Raw genomic sequence first — 23,770 nt, forward strand, 5'->3', positions numbered from 1 at the left:
TCGGGTTCGGGTTCGGGTTCGGGTTCGGGTTCGGGTTCGGGTTCGGGTTCGGGTTCGGGTTGCTCTGCTATGGGAGGTATTACCGGTAATGGGGGTATCTGTGGAATCTCGGGTGCTGTAGCATCGATATCATCATCGATATCATCATCGACATCATCATCGATATCATCATCGATATCATCATCGACATCATCATCGATATCATCATCGACATCATCATCGACATCATCATCGATATCATCATCGACATCATCATCGACATCATCATCGACATCATCTTCACTCTCAATAATTAAAGCGAGATTGCTTTCTATTTGAGCAAACAGTTCCGAGATGTTGATTTCGGTTAAACTGCTGAGACTGAGAGTTCTTAAAACCTGGGAAACAGTGAAGGAAAGACTAAACTCGCGCCGTTCAGAAATACCGAATCTTACCCAGTGGTCGATCGCGTTAATTTCCCCACTTTCAACAAAGGGAACTAAATCGGGGTTGAGTTGCAGGTATTCGCTCACATCAAAGATATTGCTAAACTGCCGATTTTCAGACCGACCCCTGGTGATGAAGTGACTAAAGGCACTAATTTGTAAACCTAGGTTAGCTGATTCTTGCAGTAACTGACTAACGTCTGGGTTAAGTTGTAGGTAGTTATTAGCATCAAATACTCTGCTACACCGGCGATTTTCAAACTGTCCAACACCCAAGAAATGAGCGAACTTACTAACTAAAGTTTCCTGAGTAATAGCAGCTAAGTCTGGATTGGCTTCGGCATAAAAACTGGCGCTAAAAAAGTCGCTAAATTCTCGAGCTTCATTCAGACCAAAATCCAAGAAGTGACTGAAGGCTTCTTCACGATTGATGACTAGGGAAATATCAGTGTTTTTCTCCAGGTATCGAGTCACACTGAAAAAAGCACTAAATTCGCGACCTTCAAACTTACCAAATTCCCTAAAGTGTTCCCGTAGATTAAACTCAAAACCCGCTGCTTCTAGTTCTAATTTAAATTGTGCGAGGTCTGGGTTTTGAGCTAGATAAACTTCCTCATCAAAAAGTTGTTCAATAATAAAGTCCCGAAGATTTACTACATCACTCAGGGGATTTACGGGGGCGGCTGTGGTCGTAATTTCTACCTCAGCAGCATCATCTACAGTTTCTATGGGCAACAAAAACGGAGTTTCTGCCTCGAAATCGTCGGAGATTTCCTGAAGCTCATCATCTTCTAGGAATACTGTTGTAAAAAGTTCTTCGTCCATGCTAGAAAAATCCTCAATTGGAATAATTAACAATTAATGGTTTAGTTCAAATTTAACCCATCTGTGATCTAGTAAATCACTTAGAGTTATCATCTGAGGCTCACAACAGCCTATAATGCTGTAACGGCATAATCGGGGATAATAACGTCCTCAATGTACCACTAAGCAGTCAGATGGGTTGTAGTCCAACTTCTGAGCAATGGTAACAGATGGCCTCCTCTCAATATACAGATAGTTCCAGAACGACAAGTTGACATGGTGTAATATACCATTAGATCGGTTTTATGTGATCTTGAGCTGGGGTTGGTCGCCAAGGAACTTGGCTGATCAGCAATCCGAGGGTTTCCGGTTTGTACCCCTCATTATAAGGGTATTGTTTAAGATATCCATGAAGTCTTGGTCAGAAAATTATTAATCTACAAAAGTGCGATCGCTTTACCATAGGAAAACCCACACAAAACCCAGAACCAAAGGATTTTATGCGTAGGGAATTAACGGCTAATTTGAGCTTGGACACACCCTAAAGATTATCAAACGAAACTGGAAGTTGGATTAATTTTAGTTAACCCCTCAACAATCTGAATCGACCAAAACAGTTATAAACAAGATGATCGCTCCAGATCAATTGTTCCCCCCAAAATGGCAGATCATATCAACCACTGTCAAATGTGAGGGGAGGAAGCGGGGGAAGTAGATAACCGATAGCCCATACCTCTAACCGTTTCAATGCGATCGCTTCCTAATTTTTTCCGTAGATAGCCCACATAGACATCAACGATATTAGAGCCTGGGTCATAATCATAACCCCAAACCTGATCAAGTAACTGTTCTCGACTAAGTACCTGTTCCGGGTGACGCAGAAAAGTTTCCAATAGCAGAAATTCCTTAGCGGAAAGTTGGACAGTGCGATCGGCCACTTGTACCTCACGAGTGTACAAATTCAAGCAGACATTAGCGGTGGAGAGAGTCTTATTATCATCAGCCGGTTTACCTGTTTGGTTGCGGAGTCTAGCGCGGACTCTAGCCAGCAATTCAGCGAAGCGAAAGGGTTTAGTCACATAATCATCAGCCCCCGCCTCCAGACCCGCCACCTTGTCGCTGAGGTCATCCCTAGCGGTGAGGATGATAATGGGTAAAGTTTCCCCCTGACCACGCAATTCTTTTAAAATCTGGAAACCATCGCGGTCAGGGAGTCCCAGGTCTAGGATCAGCAAATCAAAATTCTGGCCGCCCGCCTGATCTAAAACATCTTGTCCACTATTGGCGATCGCAGTAGTAAAACCACTAGCCCGCAGTCCCTTTTCCAAAAAAGCAGCTATCCGGGGTTCATCTTCAGCAATCAAAATCCGGCTCATGGTACAAGGCCTTTAGTTTACTAACTAACACGGGCGACTGTTAAAATGTTGAGCAATGTAAATATGGGCAGCACCTAGCTTAATTGTGACATGACTCCTGCCGTTCTTATCCAAAATCTCCAAAAACGTTACGGCTCAGTAGAAGCCGTCAAAGATATTTCCTTAGAAATTCAGCCTGGGGAAATTTTTGGCTTGCTTGGTCCTAACGGCGCAGGTAAGACCACGACCCTGCGATCGCTGTGTACATTAATCACTCCCGACGCTGGAAAGTTAGCCGTTTCGGGAATTTCAGTTCTCGATCAGCCCAAATTAGCTAGACAGCGCCTTGGCTATGTAGCCCAGGAAGTAGCCATTGATAAGGTTCTCACAGGTCGGGAACTGTTGCAACTACAAGCCTCCTTGTACCATATCCCCCGTCCTCGCATCAAAGAGCGCATTGAAACCGTGTCCAATTTGCTAGGATTAGGGGAATGGATTGATCAAAAAACCGGGACTTATTCTGGGGGTATTCGTAAGCGCCTAGATCTGGCTTCTGGACTCCTGCATCAACCGGATGTTTTGGTACTCGACGAGCCCACTGTTGGGTTAGATATTGAAAGTCGGGTAGTAGTGTGGGATTTCCTGCGACAATTGCGAGAACAAGGTATCACAGTGTTGATTACCAGCCATTATTTAGAGGAAATAGATGTTTTAGCCGATCGCGTCTCCATCATTGATAAAGGGGTAGTAATTGCTACCGGAACCCCCTCAGAACTTAAAGACAGAGTAGGAGGCGATCGCATTACCCTAAAAATTAGGGAGTTTTCCCCATTACCAGAAGCCGAAGCCGCCAAAGCCCTATTGGAGCCCCTCCCCTGTGTCCAAGAGGTAATCATCAATCAGGCTCAGGGAAATTCTCTGAACCTAGTAGTTGCATCCCAAAATGATGCCCTATTTACCATTCAACAAGCCCTTAAAGATGCTGGCTTACCCACCTTTGGGATAGCACAATCTCGCCCTAGTTTAGATGATGTCTATTTAGCGGCTACAGGTCAAACTCTAATGGATGCAGAAATGGCCGCCGTCGCCACTCGCGACCCGAAAGCGGAGAAAAAGCGCAATATGCGTTAACTTGTCTAAAATCAACCGTTAATGGAGACTTGTAAACCATGAGTAGTACCAGCATTAATCAGTTATCCAATACTGAAATTAGACCGGAAAAATCCAATGATATCGCCGATTTTATTCAGGAAACAGCGGCTTTAACCCGTCGTTTATTTATTCAATTGAAGCGACGACCATCAACTTTAATAGCCGGAGTAATTCAGCCATTAATGTGGCTAATTCTCTTCGGTGCATTATTCCAAAATGCTCCCAAAGGATTATTTGGAGAAACTGATAATTATGGTCAATTTTTGGGGGCAGGAGTTATGGTATTTACCGCCTTTGCGGGGGCTTTAAATGCCGGATTGCCGGTGATGTTTGACCGAGAATTTGGGTTCCTTAATCGCCTACTGGTAGCACCTTTGGCTTCCCGATTTTCCATTGTTTTGGCTTCGGCAATTTATATCGTCACCCTCAGCTTTATTCAAACTGCAGCGATTGTCGCTGTGGCGGCATTTATCGGGGCAGGATTGCCAGGAATTGCGGGATTAGCAGTGATTGCTCTGGTGGTGTTATTATTGGTTTTGGGGGTAACGGGTTTAAGTTTAGGTCTGGCTTTTGCCCTCCCTGGTCACATTGAACTAATTGCGGTGATTTTTGTGACTAATTTACCGCTATTATTTGCCAGCACCGCCTTAGCGCCTCTGTCATTTATGCCTCGGTGGTTACAGGTGGTGGCTACCCTGAATCCATTAAGTTATGCGATCGAGCCAATTCGCTATCTTTATATCCATGAGAGTTGGTCTTTCGGTAGTGTGGTGATGGTGGCTCCTTTTGGTGATATAACTTTTGGGGTGGCTTTGGTGGTATTGTTGGCGTTTGCGATCGCCTCGTTATTAATCATTCAACCCCTCTTACGCCGTCGGTTCGCTTGATACTCCCACGAATTTCTAAATTGCCATACCTCTTCTGTACAGGAGAGGTATGATTACAGTAGTTGTTTGAATCTGATAGCCACTATGAAATTAACACCTTTGAAACTTACCCTAGGTTTGAGTATTTCGGCGATCGCTACTTTCGGGTTCGGGTCTGCGGTTATGGCTGCACCTGAATTAATCGCCCAAGCCACCATTAATCCCCTGCAAGATTTTGATAGTCGTAATAGCACTACCGACTCCTCTAATACCCTTAATCAGCGGACATTGTTCGATATTCTCCACAGTGTCCAGCAAGGTCGGTTTGATATGAATGGGGAATTCATCCAAAATCAACAAAATCAAAATATCCAAGATGCGGCGGCGGAATTTCGCCAAAGACAACGCCAGGCGATCGAACTTCAACCCAGCCTAGAACCGGCGGCGGAAGTTGAGCAAATACCATAAAACCGATGGGGGAGGGGGCAGCGAGAATTAATTGCCATATTTAGTGATTAATTTGATGCCATTCTCCCCGCGTAAATTATACATCAAAAATCATCTTTTATCAATACCTTTACACTAACTTAACATAGTCGAGCCATTCTTTACTGTAGCTTGACATAAACGACTCAACTATTTTGATATTGTAACAGGATAAAATAGAACTGGTATGGACTGATACATAATAGTTAAACCGGAACAAATGTCAGGATTATCGGTCAAAGAACCTGAATCAGATGTCATCGCTATATTGCCAGTAGATAATGTAACTGTTAGACTGATTTTGTCAGCGGCCAATCACTCGGATGATTGAGAAGGGTCGGGGGATTAGTTGCGATCGCTGATTTAGGTTCCAGGGAATCCCGGAGACTCTAATCGCTAAATATATCGGGTGTTTGAGCAGTATTATAGTTGCTTATATCACTGTGCTATATTGCCAGTAGATAATGTAACTGTTAGACTGATTTTGTCAGCGGCCAATCACTCGGATGATTGAGAAGGGTCGGGGGATTAGTTGCGATCGCTGATTTAGGTTCCAGGGAATCCCGGAGACTCTAATCGCTAAATATATCGGGTGTTTGAGCAGTATTATAGTTGCTTATATCACTGTGTTACGTTTTTGAGTACAACCGTGAATCTACCAGGAATGAATTACCATGACCGCCGAATTAATACCTAATCCCACACAGCCCCACAGCAGCAGGCCTAATCCCAATGCGATCGATGGTGGCTTAATCATCGAAGGGTTTATGAACCAGGAAAACCGCTTTGTGGGTACTGAAGATAGTGATTTGATCATTGGTGGGAACCTGAATGATGCGATCGCGGGTGGCAAGGGTAACGATATCATCTATGGTGGCAAGGGTGAGGACTGCCTATTTGGAGGTCTAGGAGATGACCTCTTCTACGGAGGTAAAGGCAACGATACCATTTTTGGAGAAGAAGCCAATAACACCCTATTTGGAGATGAGGGAGATGACCTCGTTTATGGTGGTTCAGGAGACGATCGCATCTATGGGGGTAAAGGTAACGATACAATCTACGCTGGAGAAGGCAATAATACCCTATTTGGTAACGAGGGAGAAGACCTGATTTTTGGTGGTAAGGGTGATGACATCATCCACGGAGGTCAGGGAGATGATACCATCTACGGCGGGGAAGGTAATAATATCCTGTCTGGAGATAAGGGTGATGACCTAATTTATGGTGGTATTGGTAACGATACCATTTACGGTGTCGAAGGTAATAACACCGTGTTTGGTGGGCCGGGAAATAACCTGATCTTTGGTGGTAAGGGTGATGATGTTATCCATAGTGGTAGAGGGGATAATACCGTTTATGGTGGTCAGGGGAACGATCGCATTTTTGCCGAGAAAGGTAATGACCTTCTGACGGGGGGTAAAGGATCTGATACCTTTAGCCTGGTTTCTGGTGACCCCGATAAGGAGTCCTTCAGTATTCAAGAGTTGTTTGGACTCGACACCATCACAGATTTTACTGTGGGTGAAGATCGCATCGAATTAGATGCGGATATTTTTGATATGTTGGGAGGGGCGGGAAACCTAGCTGATAGTGAGTTTACCACAATTGCTAACTTTGATCCGAACAATCCCACCAATACGGGAGGGGCTAACCTGGTTTATAACTCTACCAGTGGCGTTTTATATTACATTGACGGCAATGGACAAGCGATTCCGATTCTGCATTTAGGAGAAGGCTTAGATGACCTCGACTCCGACAGCTTCGATTTAATCTAGTGGTTGAGTAGGTGGTAGATCGGGAGACTTTTCTTAACCTAAATTCCGATGTTTTTGACAATATATTAAGATTTGTGAAATTTGACCGGATAATAGTCGAGGTTGTTTTAGCCTAGATGGTGAGGGATATTTTGAGAAATTGGTAATGATAGATTATGGCTGTAAATTCGACTTATTATTAATGGGTAAAAAGTGACGATGTATACAGAAAAAATACATGAATGATGATGGTTAGCAACCAGTCGATAAACCAACCATCCCCAGCGGCTCAAGCCCTAGCCGAGCGAGGTTTATTGTGTCAGGAGCAGAAAGATTATGGCAAGGCGGTAGATTGGTATAGAAGGGCGTTAGAGGTTTATTTTCAGTGGCCGGAGGTACATTATAATCTAGGATTTGTCTTAGAAAAATTGGGATATATAGAGGAGGCGATCGCCTCTTACCGTCAAGGGATAATCCACAAGCCGAACTACACGAACGCCTATTATAACTTAGGATTAATCCTACAAAAGCAAGGGCGAGAAATGGAAGCGATCGCCGCCTATCAAAACGCCATTTATCTGGAACCGGAAACCCCCATGGCTTATAGTAATTTAGGGGGTATTTTAGTAGGAAGGGGGGAATATAAAACCGCCTTAGAGATTCTCGGAACCGCCCTGAAGAAATGGCCCCAGACTGCCAGCCTCCATAATAACCTAGGCCGATCGCTATTAGGAAAACAGGATTGGGATAGGGCGATCGCCGCCTTTTTAAAAGCCGTACAACTGCAACCGGACAGTGCCATAATTCAACATAACCTAGGGAAAGCGCTGCAACAACAGGGAAGCCATATAGCCGCCCTAGACTGCTTCCAAAAAGTGTTAATCCTAGCGCCAGAGTTTCCGGGTATCCATAGTGATTTAGCTTGGTCACTGATGGAATTAGCAGATTTTCCAGAAGCGATCGCCCATTTAAAAGAAGCCATTAAAGGGCAGGAATTCCTGTTAACCGCCTATATAACCGAAAGTGAAAAGCAAGCCGTTGATGGCAGTTTAGGGGAAGCCCAAAAAGCCTGCGCCCAGCTACTACAAGCACTGAATCAAAACGACATATCCGTAAGTGTGATCACACTAGCCCAAACCTACTTTCACTTAGGTCAAGCCCTAGCAGAATACCAGAACTTTGGTTCCGCCGAACAATACTATCAAAAAACCCTAAAACTGCAACCGGACTTCACCGCCGCCCATTTGGCTTGGGGAGATATTCTGAGGGAACAGGGTCGCCTGAAAGAAGCCCAAAAACATTATAATCAGAGTTTAGAACTATTAACAGCCGAACCGGAAACCAGCCCACCCCTATCTCAACCCATTCCGTCAATACCAGAGTTACCGGCTGCTGACCCCGACCTACCAGCCTGTCAAGGATTAGACTGCTATCCTTGCCTACAGCCTATTATAGAAAACTTTGCCCCCCAACAGTTAGGCAGCCATCAATACAAATTGAAACCCCCAGCGCCTTTACCTTTATGCAACCCCACCGGAAAGGTGACAATTTTACCCCAGGGGCGGGCGATTGTTGATCCGCGTCGCAATTGGTGGAAAGTCTGTAACGCCACCGCCATAATTAACGCGGAAGGGGAGATGCTGCCACAATTTTCCCGATTTTATCCGACTCCCTTACCAGGTTGCCGTAACCATGACCCTCGCCGCCACCCGATTTTGGCGAAGGATGGACTGACAGAAGCAGAGGCGATCGCCGGAACTGTTGCGGTAGTATCAGGAATATCGGGTAGTGTTTACTTTCATTGGATGGTTGATGTACTGCCGCGATTAGAAATTTTGCGACAGGCTGGCTACAATTGGCAGGATATCGATCGCATTGTAGTCAACAGTATCCGTCACCCCTTCCAACGAGAAACCCTGCAACGGTTAGGTATACCAGAATCGCAAATAGTCGAAAGCGACATTCACCCCCATATCCAAGCAGATCAGCTTTTAGTGCCTGATTTTGCCGGACCCGTAGGCTATCCACCACCCTGGGTGTTAGCTTGGCATCGTCGGACTTGGCTACAGGAGGACACCCTAGGCGTTAACCTGAACTCAGAGGGCTTTCTGGAACTCTCCGACACACAGAAATCCAAATTAGGTCAAAAAACACCAAAGCTCATCTATATCAGCCGTCATAGCGCCAAATATCGGCGGTTGTTAAATGAAGAAGCGATCGCCGCCCTATTGCAGCAGCGGGGATTTATTACCATCAGCCCAGAAACCCTATCTGTCGCAGAACAGGCTCAAGTATTTTCCCAAGCAGAAGTGATTGTAGCATCCCACGGTAGCGGGTTAACCAATTTAATCTTCTGTCAGCCTGAAACGACGATAATTGAACTGATGTCTCCCCACTACATTAGGCCTTACTTTTGGGGGTTAAGTCGGCAACTGGGACTCCATCACTACTACATCACCGGAGAAGCGTTAGACTGCTATCCTCTCCGACAACTGATGTATCCTACAGCCTTAACAGAAGATATCTGGATTAACCCACAGACCTTGCTACAGTTGCTAGACTCTGTACTCACCACCGATACAGCCAGCCTTCCGACTCCTAGCCAGAAACATGATCTCACCCAGCCATCAATGTCCAAGGTTCCTATGATCAATTTTCCCAATTTGAGCGAAACCGCCCTAGCCGCCGGGTTTCAGAAACAAGCTGAATTTCATCTCCAAAGTGGTGACATTCATGCCGCCATGGCTGCTTGTGAACAAGCCCTCAACCATGACCCTAATTCTGCTGTCACCTGTCAGTTATTGGGTAAAGTTTGGCAACAGCGGGGAGATGAATATTGGTCACAATATTGGTATCAAAGGGCGCAGACTCTTGGTTACAGGGAATCTGTGGTTGAAAGGAAAGACCCGCCCCCGCCCCCGCCCCAACCTGAAAGCGCAAGTCAGGAGAAACTAGAGATTCCTCAAACTATAGCGGAGCCACTATCGGATATGGTGGCACAGGTGGAAGCGAATTTGCAGGAAAAACAATTTCAGCAGGCTTTGAGTCTGTGTCAGCAGGTTTTGGCATTAGACCCAGAGACGGCGAATATTTACGCCTTGTTGGGTAAGGCTTTGTTGGGGATGAAACGATTACCGGAGGCGGTGGCGGCTTTTCAGAAGGCGGTGCAGTTAAACCCGGAAGATGCGACAATTCACACGAATTTGGGTAGTCTCGCGGCGAGAATGCAAGGCTGGGAACAGGCGATAAAATGCTATGAAAGGGCGATCGCTCTCCAGCCAGACTTGGTAGCTGCTCATCGGAATTTGGGTAAAGTGTGGCATAAGCTGGGAAAACCTCAGCAAGCTGTGAGTTGTCGATATCAGGCTTTGATTTTGCAGCCAGAAGAGGGGGAAGTCTCCGAGTTTTTGGCGGTGGGTAATAGCCTTTTACAAAGTGGCAGACTCCAGGAGGCTGAGGTTTGTTATCGTCAGGTGGTCAGGCGATCGCCGCACGATTCCCAAGCCTATCACAATTTGGGGGAGGTTCTGTCGGCTCAAGGTTTGTGGTCGGAAGCGGAAGCCGCCTATCGGCGCGCGGTGGAGTTGCAACCGGACTCTTTTGAGTCTCGCAACAGTTTGGGACAAGCACTGGTGGCTCAGGAAAAGTGGGATGATGCGATCGCCTGTTATGGGCGCGCCCTCGAACAAAATCCCCGCCTGTTGATGGCTTTGGAAAATCTGTCTAAGGCTTTACGCCATAGTAACAAAAGCCTACCTCCTAGTCAGGCGCGGGTGTTGAGTTTAATTGCTGGGGGACAAATACCGGAAGAGTTGCCACCGCCAGGGGGTGGGGCTTTTGCGCCGCCTGATGTCGATGTCGCTTTGGAAAGGGCCACGGAGTTATATCAGCAAAAGCGCTATCAGGCTTGTGTCCAGCAATGTCAGCAGGTGGTGCAGTGGCGACCGAGGGAAGCCAGAGCATATGGTATCTGGGGGATGGCTCTGGTGGGTTTGGGGGAATATGGTAAAGCCCTACGCTGCTATCGAAAGGCGATCGCTTTGGAACCGAAAAATGGCCTATGGCATCAGGAGTTGGGGGAATTGTGTCTGCAACAGCGACGCTACCCAGAGGCGATCGTCAGCTTACAGGAAGCTGTGAAGTTAAAACCCCATCCCCGCATTTATCGGAGTTTAGCCAGCGCCTGGGGGTCTTTGGGTAAAGAAGGGGCGGGTTTACAAAGCTGGCTGGTCGGAAGCATGGCTGACTGTGGAACCCGCCCCTACAGGACTGTTTGTTTGAAGCTATCCAGGCAAAACCGGAACTAGCTTCCCTGGGGGAATGTTTGAATTTGGCTCAGGGGTTATGGCGTAGGGGACAAAAAACTCAGGCGATCGCTTGTTATCAGGTGGCTGTTACTACCCACCCCCACAGTGCTAAAGCTCATCAACAGTTAGCCGAAGCCCTCTATGATTTGGGACGACAGGGAGAAGCGATGACCTATTATCGCCTTTGCTTTGAGTTAGCGGAACGTCGGGAACCGACACCCCCCCGACCAATTCAGCCACAACGACCTTGGTGGGAGCGTTTTCCTGGTTTCAGTTGGCTGGGAGGGCACCGCAGGAGGGTTGCCCCTACTCCCATAGGGGAAGATTATAAATCTCAGTTACCTACTTCTCACCACCAGATTTTACCGTCTCCACCCATGGCAGTTTTGCCCCCAGTGCAATCTGTTAGTTCCCCGGTAGTAGACAGCCAGAAACCTCCTCAGCGGCGGGTAGAAGAACCTGTAACCCGGCAAAATCACATCCCTATAGGGGGGGTGGCTTCTGCACCACCACCGGGTCAGCCAGCCTGGGAAGAGGCGATCGCCGCAGCGGGGGCGGAAAATTGGCAGGGCTGTGTTGATATTTGCCGTCACCTTCTCGATAGGGAACCTGAACGCCTGGAGGTGTTGCAGCTATTAGCCCAGGCTTTGGAAGCGTTGGAGCAATGGTCTGATGCCGCTGGGGTTTACCAAAAGGCGGTGGCTTTGGCTCCTGATGATGGGGAAATGTGGGTGCATTTGGGGGATGTTTCTGTAGTGATGCAGGCTTGGTCAGAGGCGATCGTCGCTTATCAAAGGGCAGTGGCTCTGGTGCCGGATTGGGTCTCGGTTTGGGAGGTGTTGGGGGACCTGGAGTTGGAGCGAGAAAATTGGTCGGAGGCGGCGGGGATTTATGGCCGGGTGCTGGAGTTGAATCCGGGGAATTGGGAGGTGTATCAGAAGTTGGGTGATGCTCTGCAGGGTTGGGGACGGGTGGATGAGGCGATCGAAGCGTTTAAAAAATCTAAGGAGTACGCCTACCAGGAAACCGAAAACAATGATAATGGATAAGGGGATATATTTAGGATATATAATTTTGGAGATATTCCCAGTAACTACAAATTGAAAATCGATAAAATCGGTTTTTTTTTAATTTAACAAAAACTCTCAAGATACTAACATCAAAAAACATCAAACTATCACAATCTCAAGTTATGAGTGATTTAGTATGACTGTGATCAACATCAATTTTGGGTTTTTGCCTTGCACTTTTAGATGAGCGTCGTCTATACTGAATTAGGCGAGACTGGGAAAGCCAAGTTGCATCAGCAATAGTTCCCCAACCAAGCCTTACTAGGGTAACACCAACAAATCCTGTCCTATAGCGACTAGAGAGAGCATCCCCCTTATGTCTATTAAGTCTCCTCAATTCCTGATCACACAGAGTCGGCGCAGAAACACTAGACCCCTACAGCAACATAGGACAGTGGCAGAAATTCACTGGAAGTTGGGTATAGCCCTAGCGCTGCGAGAAGATTGGCAACCGGCGGCGATTGAATTACGAAAAGCGATCGCTTTAGACAAGGACTGGCTGGAACCCCAACGAGAGTTAGGTAGGGTTTTGGTGCAGTTGGAAGCCTGGGATGAGGCGGTTGAGGTGTTGGGTGGGGTGGCGGCACAGTCGCCGGAGGACAGTCAAACTCGGCACCTGTTGGGGGATGCACTGTCGAAGTTGGAACAATGGTCAGAGGCGGCCCAGGCTTATCAAAATGCGATCGCTCTTAACCCGGAGTTCTCTTGGTCTCATAATAACTTGGGGGATGCTCTGTTAAAACTGGAGCGATGGAATGAGGCGGCGGACGCTTATCAAAATGCGATTAAGTTGAAGGGAGATTTTGCGTTATCTCATCATAATTTAGGGTATATTTTAGTTAAAAAAGAAGATTGGGAAGGGGCGATCGCAGCCTATCAAAAAGCCATTGAGTTAGATCCAAATTTTGTTTGGTCGCATTATAATTTAGGGGATATTTTAGTTAAAAAAGAGGAGTGGGAAGGGGCGATCTCCGCCTATCGTTCTGCGGTTAAAATAGATCCGAATTTGCCACAATTTCATGAAAAGCTAGGGGAAGCTCTGCGAAATCAAATTCAGATTTCTTCTGAAGAAATTTCTCAAGTCTATCACAGAGCAATTAAAGATAATCCAACAGATTTACAACTTTATTATAAGGCATTGGAGGTAAACCCCAAAGATGCTGAGATTTCTTTAAAATTGGCTGATGTTTTGAAAGAGCAAGGCAAAATAGAGCAGGCTATTACTTTTTATAAAAGCACTTTACAAATTGACTCTAATAATCATGAAATTCAGGCAGTGGCTTGGCATCGGTTGGGAGATATTTTTAAGCAGTTGGGGCGTTTACAAGAAGCGATTAAGGCTTATCAGCAGGTGGTTGAGTTGAAGCCGGAGTGGGCTGGCTCTCATTTTAATTTAATTCGGGTTTTGCGACAATTGGGACGTTTACAGGAGGCAGAAAAAGCAGGTAATCGAGCGGTGAAAATTGAGCCACGGCTGGCTAATTTTTATCGGAATTGGGGAGTTATAAAAGGGGATATTTTAGCAGTTGATACTGCTCATCAACTTGGTAAACGTCCTCAAGTGGCTGTGTGTAGTTGGGAACTGGCTCACAATTCAGCAGGTCGCGCCTATACCCTCGCCCAACTTTATCAAGCGATCGCAGATGTGGAAATGATTGGTAGTATCTTTCCGAACTATGGTCGAGAACTATGGGAACCTATACGCAAGACTTCTATTCCTTGCCATAGTTTCATTGTTGAGGATGAAAGTCAGTTTGTTGAACAGGCAATGAACCTAGTATTATCTCATCCCTACGATGTGGTGCATTTGTCTAAGCCTCGTATGCCCAATATTCTGTTTGGCTTGCTGTACAAGTTGGTCTGGGATGCACGGGTAATTGTGGATATTGATGATGAGGAGTTGGCTTTTGTTCAGGCTGAAACGCCTATTGAATTAGAAGAGTTCCTGAAATCTAAAGGTCAGTTACCAGAACTGAAAAACTTGACTGGTCAAGAGTGGACACAGATCGCCGTAGGGCTGGTTAAAGAGTTTGATGCAGTAACGGTCTCAAACCCGGCTTTACAAAAGCGCTATGGGGGTGAGATTATCCGCCATGCGCGTGACGAGAAGCTCTTTGAGCCTTCGTCTGAGCGTCGGTATCAAAGTCGGGAACGGTTGGGGATTTCTCAGGAACAGAAGGTGGTACTGTTCTTTGGTACACCAAAGGAACACAAGGGTCTGGTAGCAACAGCGAAAGCCCTAGCTACTCTGGGGCGACAGGATGTTGTATTTATGATTGTGGGTGATTTTCCTGATCCAAGCCTGAAGGCGAAATTACAGGCAATTCAGGGCGTGAACTATCTGTTTCTGGAGAATCAGCCCTTTAACCAAATTCCTGATGTGGTGGCGGTGGGAGATATCTGTATTTTATTGCCAGATGGGCAGTCTCCAGTGTCGCAGTTCCAGATTCCGGCGAAGTTGTCGGATGCTTTGGGTGTGGGTTTAACGGTGCTGTTGTCACAGACTGTCGCTGTAAAAGATGTGATTGAGTCAGGAGCAGTGGTTCCGATAAGTGAGTTGGATTTGGGGGTTGCTCTGGGTCGAGTGTTGTCCGATGATGCTGAGGCTCAGAGGCTCCGTTCCAAGGCTAGAGAACTGTTTGTAGCAGAGTTTAGTTATGCTGAGAATGAGCCGAGACTGGACTTGGTTTTGGATTCGGTTATGGCGAGATCAACCAATCAAGGGTTGTTATCGGATCGCTTGAATTTTTTATTGGAGGGGTTGCCTTCTGTTTCGTCTGTTTTCTCGGGGTGGGGAGAACAGAAAGTAAAAAGTCAGGTCTTACGTCAGGTGGATCAGGGGGTTTCTGTAATTGTTCTCAGTTTGAATGGTGCGACTTTACTGGATCGTCTTCTATCTACTTTTTTCGCCACGAATACTTATTTTCCGGTCGAGCTAATTATTATTGACCACGGTTCCGAGGATAACACGGCTGAGGTGGTGCGGAAGCAAGCGATTAAGGGAGATATTCGTTATGTGAATCGGGGCGAAAATTTTTCGTTTTCGGATTCTTGTAATTATGGGGCAAGTCTGGCTAAGTATCCGTATCTGCTGTTTCTGAATAATGATATTGTTTTTACTGACGATGTACTGCCTCTAGCGGTGGATAAGTTGTATGACTCTAGTATTGGGGCAGTGGGGGTGCGTTTGGATGATGACCCTTCATCACTGCCCAAAGGGAAGGAAGCAGGGGTGCAGCATACAGGTATCCACTTTGTGTGGAATGAAAAGCGGGGCTATTTCCAGCCTGAGCAGATTCGACACGAGAGTCTGAGCAATTATTGGGTTTCTTCTCAAGTTGGAGGTGATTTCTTCCCTGCGGCTGTGACAGGGGCGTTTTTGTTGTGTCGGAAGGTCGAGTTTGAATGGCTTGGGGGGTTTTCCCTGGATTATGATTATGGGCTGGAAGATATTGATTTTTGTTTGCGCCTGGGAAGGGATTTGCAAAAAAAATGCTACTGCATTAATCAGGTGAGTTTGCAACATTGGGAGGGTGCAACTCGGAAACTGGGGAATGGGCAAGTTCGTGCACAAATTCTTGATAAAAACCATAGGGTATTTAAGCAAAGTTGGGATAATTATGTGCTGCAATTGATTGGTAAACCAAGGGTGCAAATTGATAGTGCTTCCGTTAATGTTCTGTTTGTGCTTTATGAGAGCCTCGAATCTAACAGTGGCTATCAGGCTCAACTCCATGCTGCTAGGTTGGTCGAGCAAGGAGTTGATTGTGTGTTTGCTGTTCCTGATGGGGCGGATGAGGTGCGACAAACTTCAAGTCATCGATTAAACCCCATCTCTGTATTGACATTTTCTGCGGTTATTGCACCCCGTACCCGTTTTCCTTTTGCCGATGGTCGCAGTCCTGACGTGATTTATGCTTGGACTCCCCGTGAGGTGGTGCGGAAGTTTGTAGAAAAGCTGCTTGATCGCCATGCTTCTGCTTTGATCATCCATTTGGAAGATAATGAGGAATACTTGACTGAAGCTAAGTTAGGAAGGTCTTTTGCTGAGTTAGTTAACCTACCGGAAGCCGATCTAGACAGGCTGATCCCCGCCAATCGCTACCACCCTATCAAGGGCAGAGCTTTTCTCGACCGGGCGCAGGGATTGACAATGATTACTGACACTCTCAAGGGGTTTAATACCCAGCAAGTAGCCGAGCTTGTGTTACCTGCTCCAGTGGATGAGAAATTGTTTTATCCTCGGCCTATGAATCTGGACTTGCGTTGCTCTCTGGGAATTCCAGAGGGGCATTTGGTGTTGGCTTATACGGGTAATGTCCATAGTGGCAACAGGGATGAGGTACAGGAGTTATATCGGGCTGTGGAAATTCTGAATCTACGGGGATGCCCAACTGTGTTATTACGCACCGGGTTGAATGATCAGAAACTAGGTGTTGAGAGTTGGGGAGGAGCTTATGAAAAATATCTGGGCTGGGTAGAGCGAGATCAAGTACCGGAGATTCTAGCAGCAGCGGATATTTTAGTCCAACCTGGTTGTACTGGTCTATTTAATGATCAGCGCGTACCCTCAAAGTTGCCAGAATATTTTGCAATGGGACGACCTGTGGTACTACCGATGGCAAATATGGGGTTGCTGGTAGAACATGGTCAGGAAGGATATGTGCTGGAAAGGGCAGATGCAGAAAATATATGCAACGCTGTAAGTGAAATTTATGGAAACAAGGAATTGGCTAACAAACTTTCTAAAAATGCAATTGTTTTTTTGCGAAAGTATATTGATGAGCATCAAAATAATTTTTTAGAATTTATTTGCTCCCATATTGCATCTAAGAAATATAACGTTGAAGTGCTTTCACTTGATGAACTCATTAATATATATAAAATGTTAAAAAATCCTCCTTTAAATATTGATTCATTTGAAACAATGATTGATATAACAAAACAAGTAAAAAATAATTCGGATTATCTAAATCTGACTCAGATAGTTATAAGCAATATTAAAATAATTAATAACTGTAACAATTCAGTCGAAAAAGTTTTCTTAAAAAAAGAGAATTCTAGGATTTTAGACAAGATAGAGAGAGAGATGGCTAAACGCAATTTAACACAAGAAAATACGGAGAACTCAATTGAAGATTTAAGCAAAAATAATCCTACTCAATCTCAAGAATATACATTAGAAAATGCAATAATTAATGTTTACAAAGTTGTTCTAAATCGAATGCCACTTCAAAGCGAAATTGAAGAATGGTTAAATAATTTATTAAATGGATTAAAATTTGAGGAATTCTTTCATCTAGCATTTGATTCTGAAGAGAGACAAATTATTAATTCATCTGTTCAACAATATGAAAATTTATCAGATGGTGAGTTTATAAAGTATGCTTATAGGACAGTGCTTAATAGAGGATGCAATGCAAGGGAGATGTATTTATGGGAAAAAGAACTAGCTAATGATCGAATAAGCAGACAAGATGTCTTAAAACTAATCTTTCAAGATGCAGTTAAGTTGCTCATTGATGAACGTCCATCCGTCCATGATGGTCTTTCATGTAATATCATGGGTACTTCTCAGTATATAAGCATGAAAGACTGGATCAAGAAATCATATTCTAATCAAAAAGTTGATTCTGTACAGACAAAATACTGTAACCGTTTTCATATTATTTCAGAAAAAAAATATTTGGTAACGGCAATAGCCAGCCTTTATTGTGGCAGAGACTATATTGACAAATTCATGGATAACATTACAACACAAAGTTGTTTTAAAGATTACTGTGAGTTAATTATAATTGATGCTAACTCACCCGAAAATGAATCAGAAGTAATTCAACGTTATATGAATTCATATAAAAATATTAATTATATGCGTATGAACTATAGAATCGGCATTTATGACGCTTGGAATTGTGGTGTTAAGGTAGCAAAAGGCGAATATCTGACAAATACCAATCTTGATGACTTACGCAGGCAAGATTCTTTAGAGATCCAAGCGGGAGTCCTTGACAACCTGGATTTTGTGGATATTGTTTATCAAGATTTTTATTATACATTTGACATAAATTTACCATACGAGGAAATTGCATTATATGATTACCAAAGTAATCTTCCAGTGGTTACAAAAGATAACATGATGAGTTTCAATTCACCTCATAACGCACCGATGTGGAGAAAAAAATTACATGAGGAGATAGGTTACTTTAATATCAATTATAAGTCTGCTGGTGATTGTGATTTTTGGATGAGATGTTTAAATGCCGGAAAAATATTTTATAAAGTTAACGACCCACATGTTGTGTACTTTCAGAATCCAAAAGGTTTATCTACCTGTAGTAACACACGAGGCTTGGTTGAATCTCATGAGATTTCAAAACGATTTTGCAAAATATTTATTTCAGATATGTTGACTATGCCTTTTAGTGAGTTTTGTAGCAAAATAGGAATTGCTGATTCCCTTGATGACGGTAGCCTAAATCGTTATATGATGGCTAAATATGCGTTGCGTAACATCGCTAGGTACAATAAATTTTAATAGGGGGTTAAACGTCAATGGCAAAAATACTGATAGACGGGGTTTTTTTCCAATTGAATAATACTGGCATAGCAAGAGTTTGGAAAACTCTACTCAGTATTATTGCTAGATGGAAAGTTTTTGACATATATTTTCTAGATCGTGGTAACGCACCTATTATTGATGGTGTTTGTTATATTCCTTTTCCAAAATATCAGTCATGCTACTGTCCTGCTGACTCTATGCTTATACAAAATATTTGTGATTTTTACCACATAGATGCTTTTACATCTACTTATTATACAACTCCCATTAATACACCTATGTTATTAATGGTGTATGATATGATCCCTGAAATTTTTGATTTTGATCTGACTGTTAAAGGATGGATGGAAAAAGAAATAGCAATCTCTTATGCACAAAGATATCTCTGTATAAGCTACAATACTCGAGATGATCTTCTTGCTTTTTATCCAGAAATACCAGATTATAATGTCTCTGTTGCTCACTGTGGAATTGATAGAAGTGCATTTTATCCACGTTCAGCACCTGAAATTTCCTCTTTTAAACAGAAATTTGAATGCCAAAAACCATTTTTTTTATTTGTAGGTTCACGAACACAACATAACGGATATAAAAACAGTAAAATCTTTTTTGATGCTTTTTTAGAATTGGCTTGTGCAAACTTTGATATTCTTTGTGTCGGTGGAGAAAAAGAAATTGATCCAGAAGTTTTAGAAAGACTCCCTGCAAATGTTAGCTGTAAGCGAGTTGAACTTACAGATGATGAGCTTGGAATAGCTTATAGCTCTGCTCATGCGTTCGTGTATCCATCACTTTATGAAGGTTTTGGTATGCCTGTAATTGAGGCTATGGCTTGTGGTTGCCCCGTTATTACAACCCATCACGGTTCTCTGGCAGAAGCGGCAGGGGATGCAGCTTGCCTAATTAGTGGAACATCTACCGAAGAAATGAAAAACGCTCTCATCAAAATGTCTGATTCTAACTATCGTCAAATACTCCGAACAAAAGGTATTGAACAGGCAGGGAACTTTAATTGGGAAACTATGGCGAAAAGTTTAGTAAATAACTTGGAAATTCTATTAGCACAGGCACGTTCCGGTAAATATGATAAATTTTTTGCTGAATGGAAAAAACTTCGGACAATTCAAGCTGAAGTCGATTTTTTGGTTTAAAATAACAGTTAGTTAGCAAAACAATCAGATGTAATTTTTGGAGTTAGTCATGAATAGATACCATTTAGGTGACAAGATTTGTTTTTTTTCTGGTTATCCTGGGGCTAAGTTTTTATCTCATGGTTGGTCAACTCCTGAGCAACACCACTGTTGGTCGGATGGTAGTCAAGCAGAAATTAGTTTTCAGATTGTTTCACTGCTCCATAATGACCTTTTATTATATATTTGTTGTCAAGGATTTCTTGCAGGCGGTTTAATTGATCATCAAGATGTTGATCTATATGTTAATGAGCAGTTTCTAACGACGTGGAAAGTCAGTAGTTTGAAATGGTTTGACTTAACTATACCTCGAAATTTAATTGGTAGTGATTGTATTATAATCAAGTTTATAATCAATCAACTATTATCTCCTTTTGAACACAATTTATCTTTAGATAAAAGGAAGCTAGGTATAAGTTTAAACTACATGGTTTTATTTGATAATGTGGACATCAATCACTTGGATGCCAAAAAAATAAGTATGGGAAAAGATCCTATAGGCTATGTATATAAATCTAAAAACTGTTACTTTAGATTAATTAGAAAAGATTTAAATATTGTTAAAGATTTAGTTCTTAATACTGGTTTGGTTAATTTATTTTCAAAAGAAAAAATGATACCATCTCATTTTTTTAAATCAGTAAAACATGACCAATACCAACATATAGCTTTTTCAACAACAGGAATTCCTGTCTATCCTCCCAATTATCCTATATTAATGTTACGTGATGCTGCTTATACGTTTATATCTATTAATGAAATATTGTTAGATTATTTTCCAGAAGACGAGTTTGGTCTTTTAGATGGACATTATGGAAATTTTGTTCAAATGGATAATGCAATACCTATGTGGTGTGATATTGGTTCAATATCTAATGTAAAATCTCACATAGAATTTGGCTATGGTCAATTTGTACGTTGTTATGTTCGACCATTAATTATGTTTTCTATTGAACGAAATATTCCACAGATAAGAAATCTAATGCATAAATCACTAGATGGCATAAGTATGGAAACAGCAATACAAATTAGTGGTGATATAGAACAATTAAGAGTTAGCGAGACTTATCCACAGCATGAACGGCGACAAGCTTTAGCTTCTCTGCGCCTTATATTAGATCAACTTGGGTTAAATCCACAAAAAGAACGATGGTCTGACTACCGTAATGAGGAAGCCCTAATGCTGGCATACAATGGAAAATTGCTCCAAGAAAACTACGACTTTAGCGACTCTAGATTTAAGGCTGTGATTGATTTAGCCCTAAAATTCGCAGCAGGAGCGTATTCCTTTATTGATATCGGATGCAATGATGGAGTATTTAGTTTGCTCCTGGCAAGAGAAGGTCTTAAAGGGTTAGCTATTGATTTAGATGAATATGCCCTCAATAAACTTTATTTATTTGTGAGGAAACACGATGAAATTTCTCTTAAAATTGCCTGCAACTCTTTTATGTCTGTTGCTGAACAAGCAGAATTGGTTTTAGCACTTGCACTCACACACCATCTTTATCTCTCTCAAAATATAAGCTTTGATCAAATTGCTGAAAAATTATCAAAAATTAGTACAAAATTTGTGATTACTGAGTTTATGCCTGATGGTCAGGGTGGCATACTTGGACATCCTCAACCTCATCCAAACCCACTTCCTGAAGAATATTGCCTTTCTAATTTTACAGTAGCATTAGAAAAATATTTTAATAATGTTGAAATTATTGATTATCTAAGAAAAACCGATCCTAAATATTTTTCAAGAAGAATATTAATTTTTTGTCAGAAATAGTAGTTTATATTTAATTACTATCTATGCTTTTTACAGGACATTTTTTAAATTATTGGATGTTCTGGTTTACACAAAGTTTTTTTGTCTGGATTGGGCTATACTCAGATTGCCCTAATTTTAAAGATAAGTTGTTGCCATTCAGGTAAATCCGTCAACAAACAAATATCCAAACTCAAGCGATTTTGAACTGAAAACTTCTTGAACTGCTCTACCCAGTCTGAAATCGTTTCAACTTTATAGTAAGGAGTGTATTCTAAAGACCTCTTGAGAAATCGAGCCATCTCCCCATAAAATCCTTGATAATACTGATACCAAGCAATCCACACTAAAGTATGATAACGCACTTGAGACTCCATTTGTTGAATAGATGCGGGTAAATCCCTATGAGAAAAAAACTTATCTAACACCTTCAGCAAACATTTAGCTTGAGTTTGCGTGTTTCTGGTTGTGTTCCCCTGATACCTCCGATAACCCACCGCTACCCGTCGCCACCAAGCGGCTGCACACCCCATCAACGCCAAACGCAACACCAAATCAACATCATGGGATTGGCGCAACTCCCCATCAAACCCCCCCACCTTTTCTAACCAGTCTTGGCGAATCATCATTCCACTGGTTTTTACAGGTTTATACATTAACCAACTTTCTAAATTTAGATTAGGAACATCACCCCAAGGTTCTACATCAATAATTTTATCACCTGCTTCATCAACAATTCGCCAGCCTGTATGGACACTACCCAGACTCGGCTGTTGCTCAAAACAATTCACTTGTTCTCCTAACTTTTCCGGTAACAGCCAGAAATCATCCGCATCTAAAAACGCAATCAATTCACCCCTAGCTTCCTTAATCCCTAAATTACGAGCAACAGCAGAACCTTGATTTTCTTGATAAAAATATTGAATTTTATTCCTGTAAGGTTCTAAAACTTGGCAAGTTTGATCCGTTGAACCATCATCAATAACAATAATTTCATAATCTTGATAAGTCTGTATTAAAACACTATCGATCGCTTCCCCGAGAAAGCGATCGCAATTGTAAACCGGAATAATGACACTCACCCTCGGATGCTGATTCAGATTCGGACTCCTCCTTATGAAATCATGTAAATTTCCTCAGCTTCTCTTATGATTTGGATACCAGTTCTCTTCCAACAATTCTTCAAAAGAATAAGGACAGTTAGCCGGAAATAGACTTTTAGATAAACCCGTTTTCTTGCTCACGAAACTCACGGCGACATGATAGATAGAGTCCAATTCTAGAATCAGCTTATTTTTCAGGCTTGCCGTCAACTCATGAATTAAATCATCGCGAAACGCAATAATTTCTGCCTGCCAATGTCGATGGTTCCGCTCGTATTCTTTCTCCCAGTATTCCAACAACAGCAGATGGATGATAATCTGCCTCAAAAGACTTCTAGCCTTGTTAAACTCACTCCTTCCCAAACTTTCCAACTCCTCAATCAAGCCGTCCAGATCTAAATCTTGGAAGTCTTTTTCCTTCAACAATTCGACGGTTTGCTGTAGCCACAAATAACCGTCGGTTTTATACAATTCTTGAAGTTGATTCTTGACCGAGTTTTTCATGTTTTTTTCCCGTCTTCCAGTGGTCGTCTTTGATCGGCGATCGCATCACCCTATCTCATCATGATAACACGGGCAAGATGCCCGTGCTACGCGAGAGGCGATCGCATTCCCATCCCCCTGAGTTACTATCGACAATATCCACCCGAATTCCCGGAGGAAATCCGATGCACTCCACCCTTCTCCATGTCAGTCAGGAACAATTCCAGGCGATCGCCGCCGCCAACCCCGATTTAAGATTGGAACGGACAGCCACAGGAGAATTGCTCGTGACACCACCGACCGGGAGCGAATCGGGAAAAAGAAATTTCAGCTTGACAACCCAACTAGGAATTTGGGTAGAAGCAAACCCAGAATTGGGCGAAGGGTTCGACTCCTCCACCGGATTTATTCTCCCCAACGGGGCGATCCGTTCCCCTGATGCTTCTTGGGTGAGTCG

General features: G+C 43.3%; 13 protein-coding genes. 10 read left to right on the forward strand and 3 right to left on the reverse strand.

Translation table 11 applies throughout. From position 1 onward, the window contains the following. Nucleotides 1-1,912 precede the first annotated feature (1,912 nt). Nucleotides 1,913-2,605 (reverse strand): response regulator transcription factor, encoded by a 693-nt coding sequence (locus tag P5674_RS02780; RefSeq protein WP_006617332.1) that lies wholly within the window; start codon nt 2,603-2,605, stop codon nt 1,913-1,915. Nucleotides 2,606-2,695: 90 nt separating this feature from the next. On the opposite strand from P5674_RS02780, the gene P5674_RS02785 reads away from it, so the two are divergent. The 9 genes from P5674_RS02785 (at nt 2,696) to P5674_RS02825 (ending at nt 21,748) form a co-directional block, all read left to right on the forward strand. Then, nucleotides 2,696-3,715, forward strand: a complete 1,020-nt coding sequence (locus P5674_RS02785) for an ABC transporter ATP-binding protein (protein ID WP_006617331.1) — start codon at nt 2,696-2,698, stop codon at nt 3,713-3,715. 38 nt (nt 3,716-3,753) lie between these two features. Next, on the forward strand, nt 3,754-4,623 hold the full coding sequence (locus P5674_RS02790; protein ID WP_006617330.1) for an ABC transporter permease: 870 nt from the start codon (nt 3,754-3,756) through the stop codon (nt 4,621-4,623). Nucleotides 4,624-4,707: 84 nt separating this feature from the next. Continuing rightward, on the forward strand, nt 4,708-5,070 hold the full coding sequence (locus P5674_RS02795; protein ID WP_006617329.1) for a hypothetical protein: 363 nt from the start codon (nt 4,708-4,710) through the stop codon (nt 5,068-5,070). A gap of 692 nt (nt 5,071-5,762) precedes the next feature. After that, nucleotides 5,763-6,863, forward strand: coding sequence for a calcium-binding protein (locus tag P5674_RS02800; RefSeq protein ID WP_315669781.1), 1,101 nt, complete (start codon nt 5,763-5,765; stop codon nt 6,861-6,863). A 221-nt stretch (nt 6,864-7,084) separates the two neighbouring features. Further along, nucleotides 7,085-11,149 carry a tetratricopeptide repeat protein gene (locus P5674_RS02805; RefSeq protein ID WP_286167419.1) on the forward strand — a complete coding sequence of 1,355 codons (4,065 nt, stop codon included), beginning with the start codon at nt 7,085-7,087 and terminating at the stop codon, nt 11,147-11,149. Beyond that, nucleotides 11,116-12,198, forward strand: a complete 1,083-nt coding sequence (locus tag P5674_RS02810; RefSeq protein WP_315669782.1) for a tetratricopeptide repeat protein — start codon at nt 11,116-11,118, stop codon at nt 12,196-12,198. Before P5674_RS02805 ends, P5674_RS02810 begins: the two co-directional genes overlap by 34 nt. Before the next feature lie 337 nt (nt 12,199-12,535). Then, complete coding sequence (locus P5674_RS02815; protein WP_006618139.1) at nt 12,536-18,754, forward strand: tetratricopeptide repeat protein; 6,219 nt, start codon at nt 12,536-12,538, stop codon at nt 18,752-18,754. A gap of 17 nt (nt 18,755-18,771) precedes the next feature. Further along, the gene (locus P5674_RS02820; RefSeq protein ID WP_006618138.1) at nt 18,772-19,929 is read left to right on the forward strand and encodes a glycosyltransferase family 4 protein; all 1,158 of its coding nucleotides are present in this window, start codon (nt 18,772-18,774) and stop codon (nt 19,927-19,929) included. A 49-nt stretch (nt 19,930-19,978) separates the two neighbouring features. Further along, nucleotides 19,979-21,748, forward strand: coding sequence for a class I SAM-dependent methyltransferase (locus P5674_RS02825; protein WP_006618137.1), 1,770 nt, complete (start codon nt 19,979-19,981; stop codon nt 21,746-21,748). Between the two features lie 101 nt (nt 21,749-21,849). On the opposite strand, the gene P5674_RS02830 is transcribed toward P5674_RS02825, so the two are convergent. Together P5674_RS02830 and P5674_RS02835 are read right to left on the reverse strand one after the other, a co-directional pair. Beyond that, on the reverse strand, nt 21,850-22,809 hold the full coding sequence (locus tag P5674_RS02830) for a glycosyltransferase family 2 protein (protein WP_006618136.1): 960 nt from the start codon (nt 22,807-22,809) through the stop codon (nt 21,850-21,852). A 54-nt stretch (nt 22,810-22,863) separates the two neighbouring features. Then, entirely contained in the window at nt 22,864-23,334 is a 471-nt protein-coding gene (locus P5674_RS02835) for a DUF29 domain-containing protein (protein WP_006618135.1), read from the reverse strand. Nucleotides 23,335-23,498: 164 nt separating this feature from the next. Here P5674_RS02835 and P5674_RS02840 point away from each other — a divergent pair. Next, nucleotides 23,499-23,770: Uma2 family endonuclease (locus P5674_RS02840; protein ID WP_315669783.1), on the forward strand; the 272-nt coding region annotated here is incomplete at its 3' end.

It is taken from the genome of Limnospira sp. PMC 289.06, from assembly GCF_032350395.1.
Lineage (GTDB): Bacteria > Cyanobacteriota > Cyanobacteriia > Cyanobacteriales > Microcoleaceae > Limnospira > Limnospira platensis.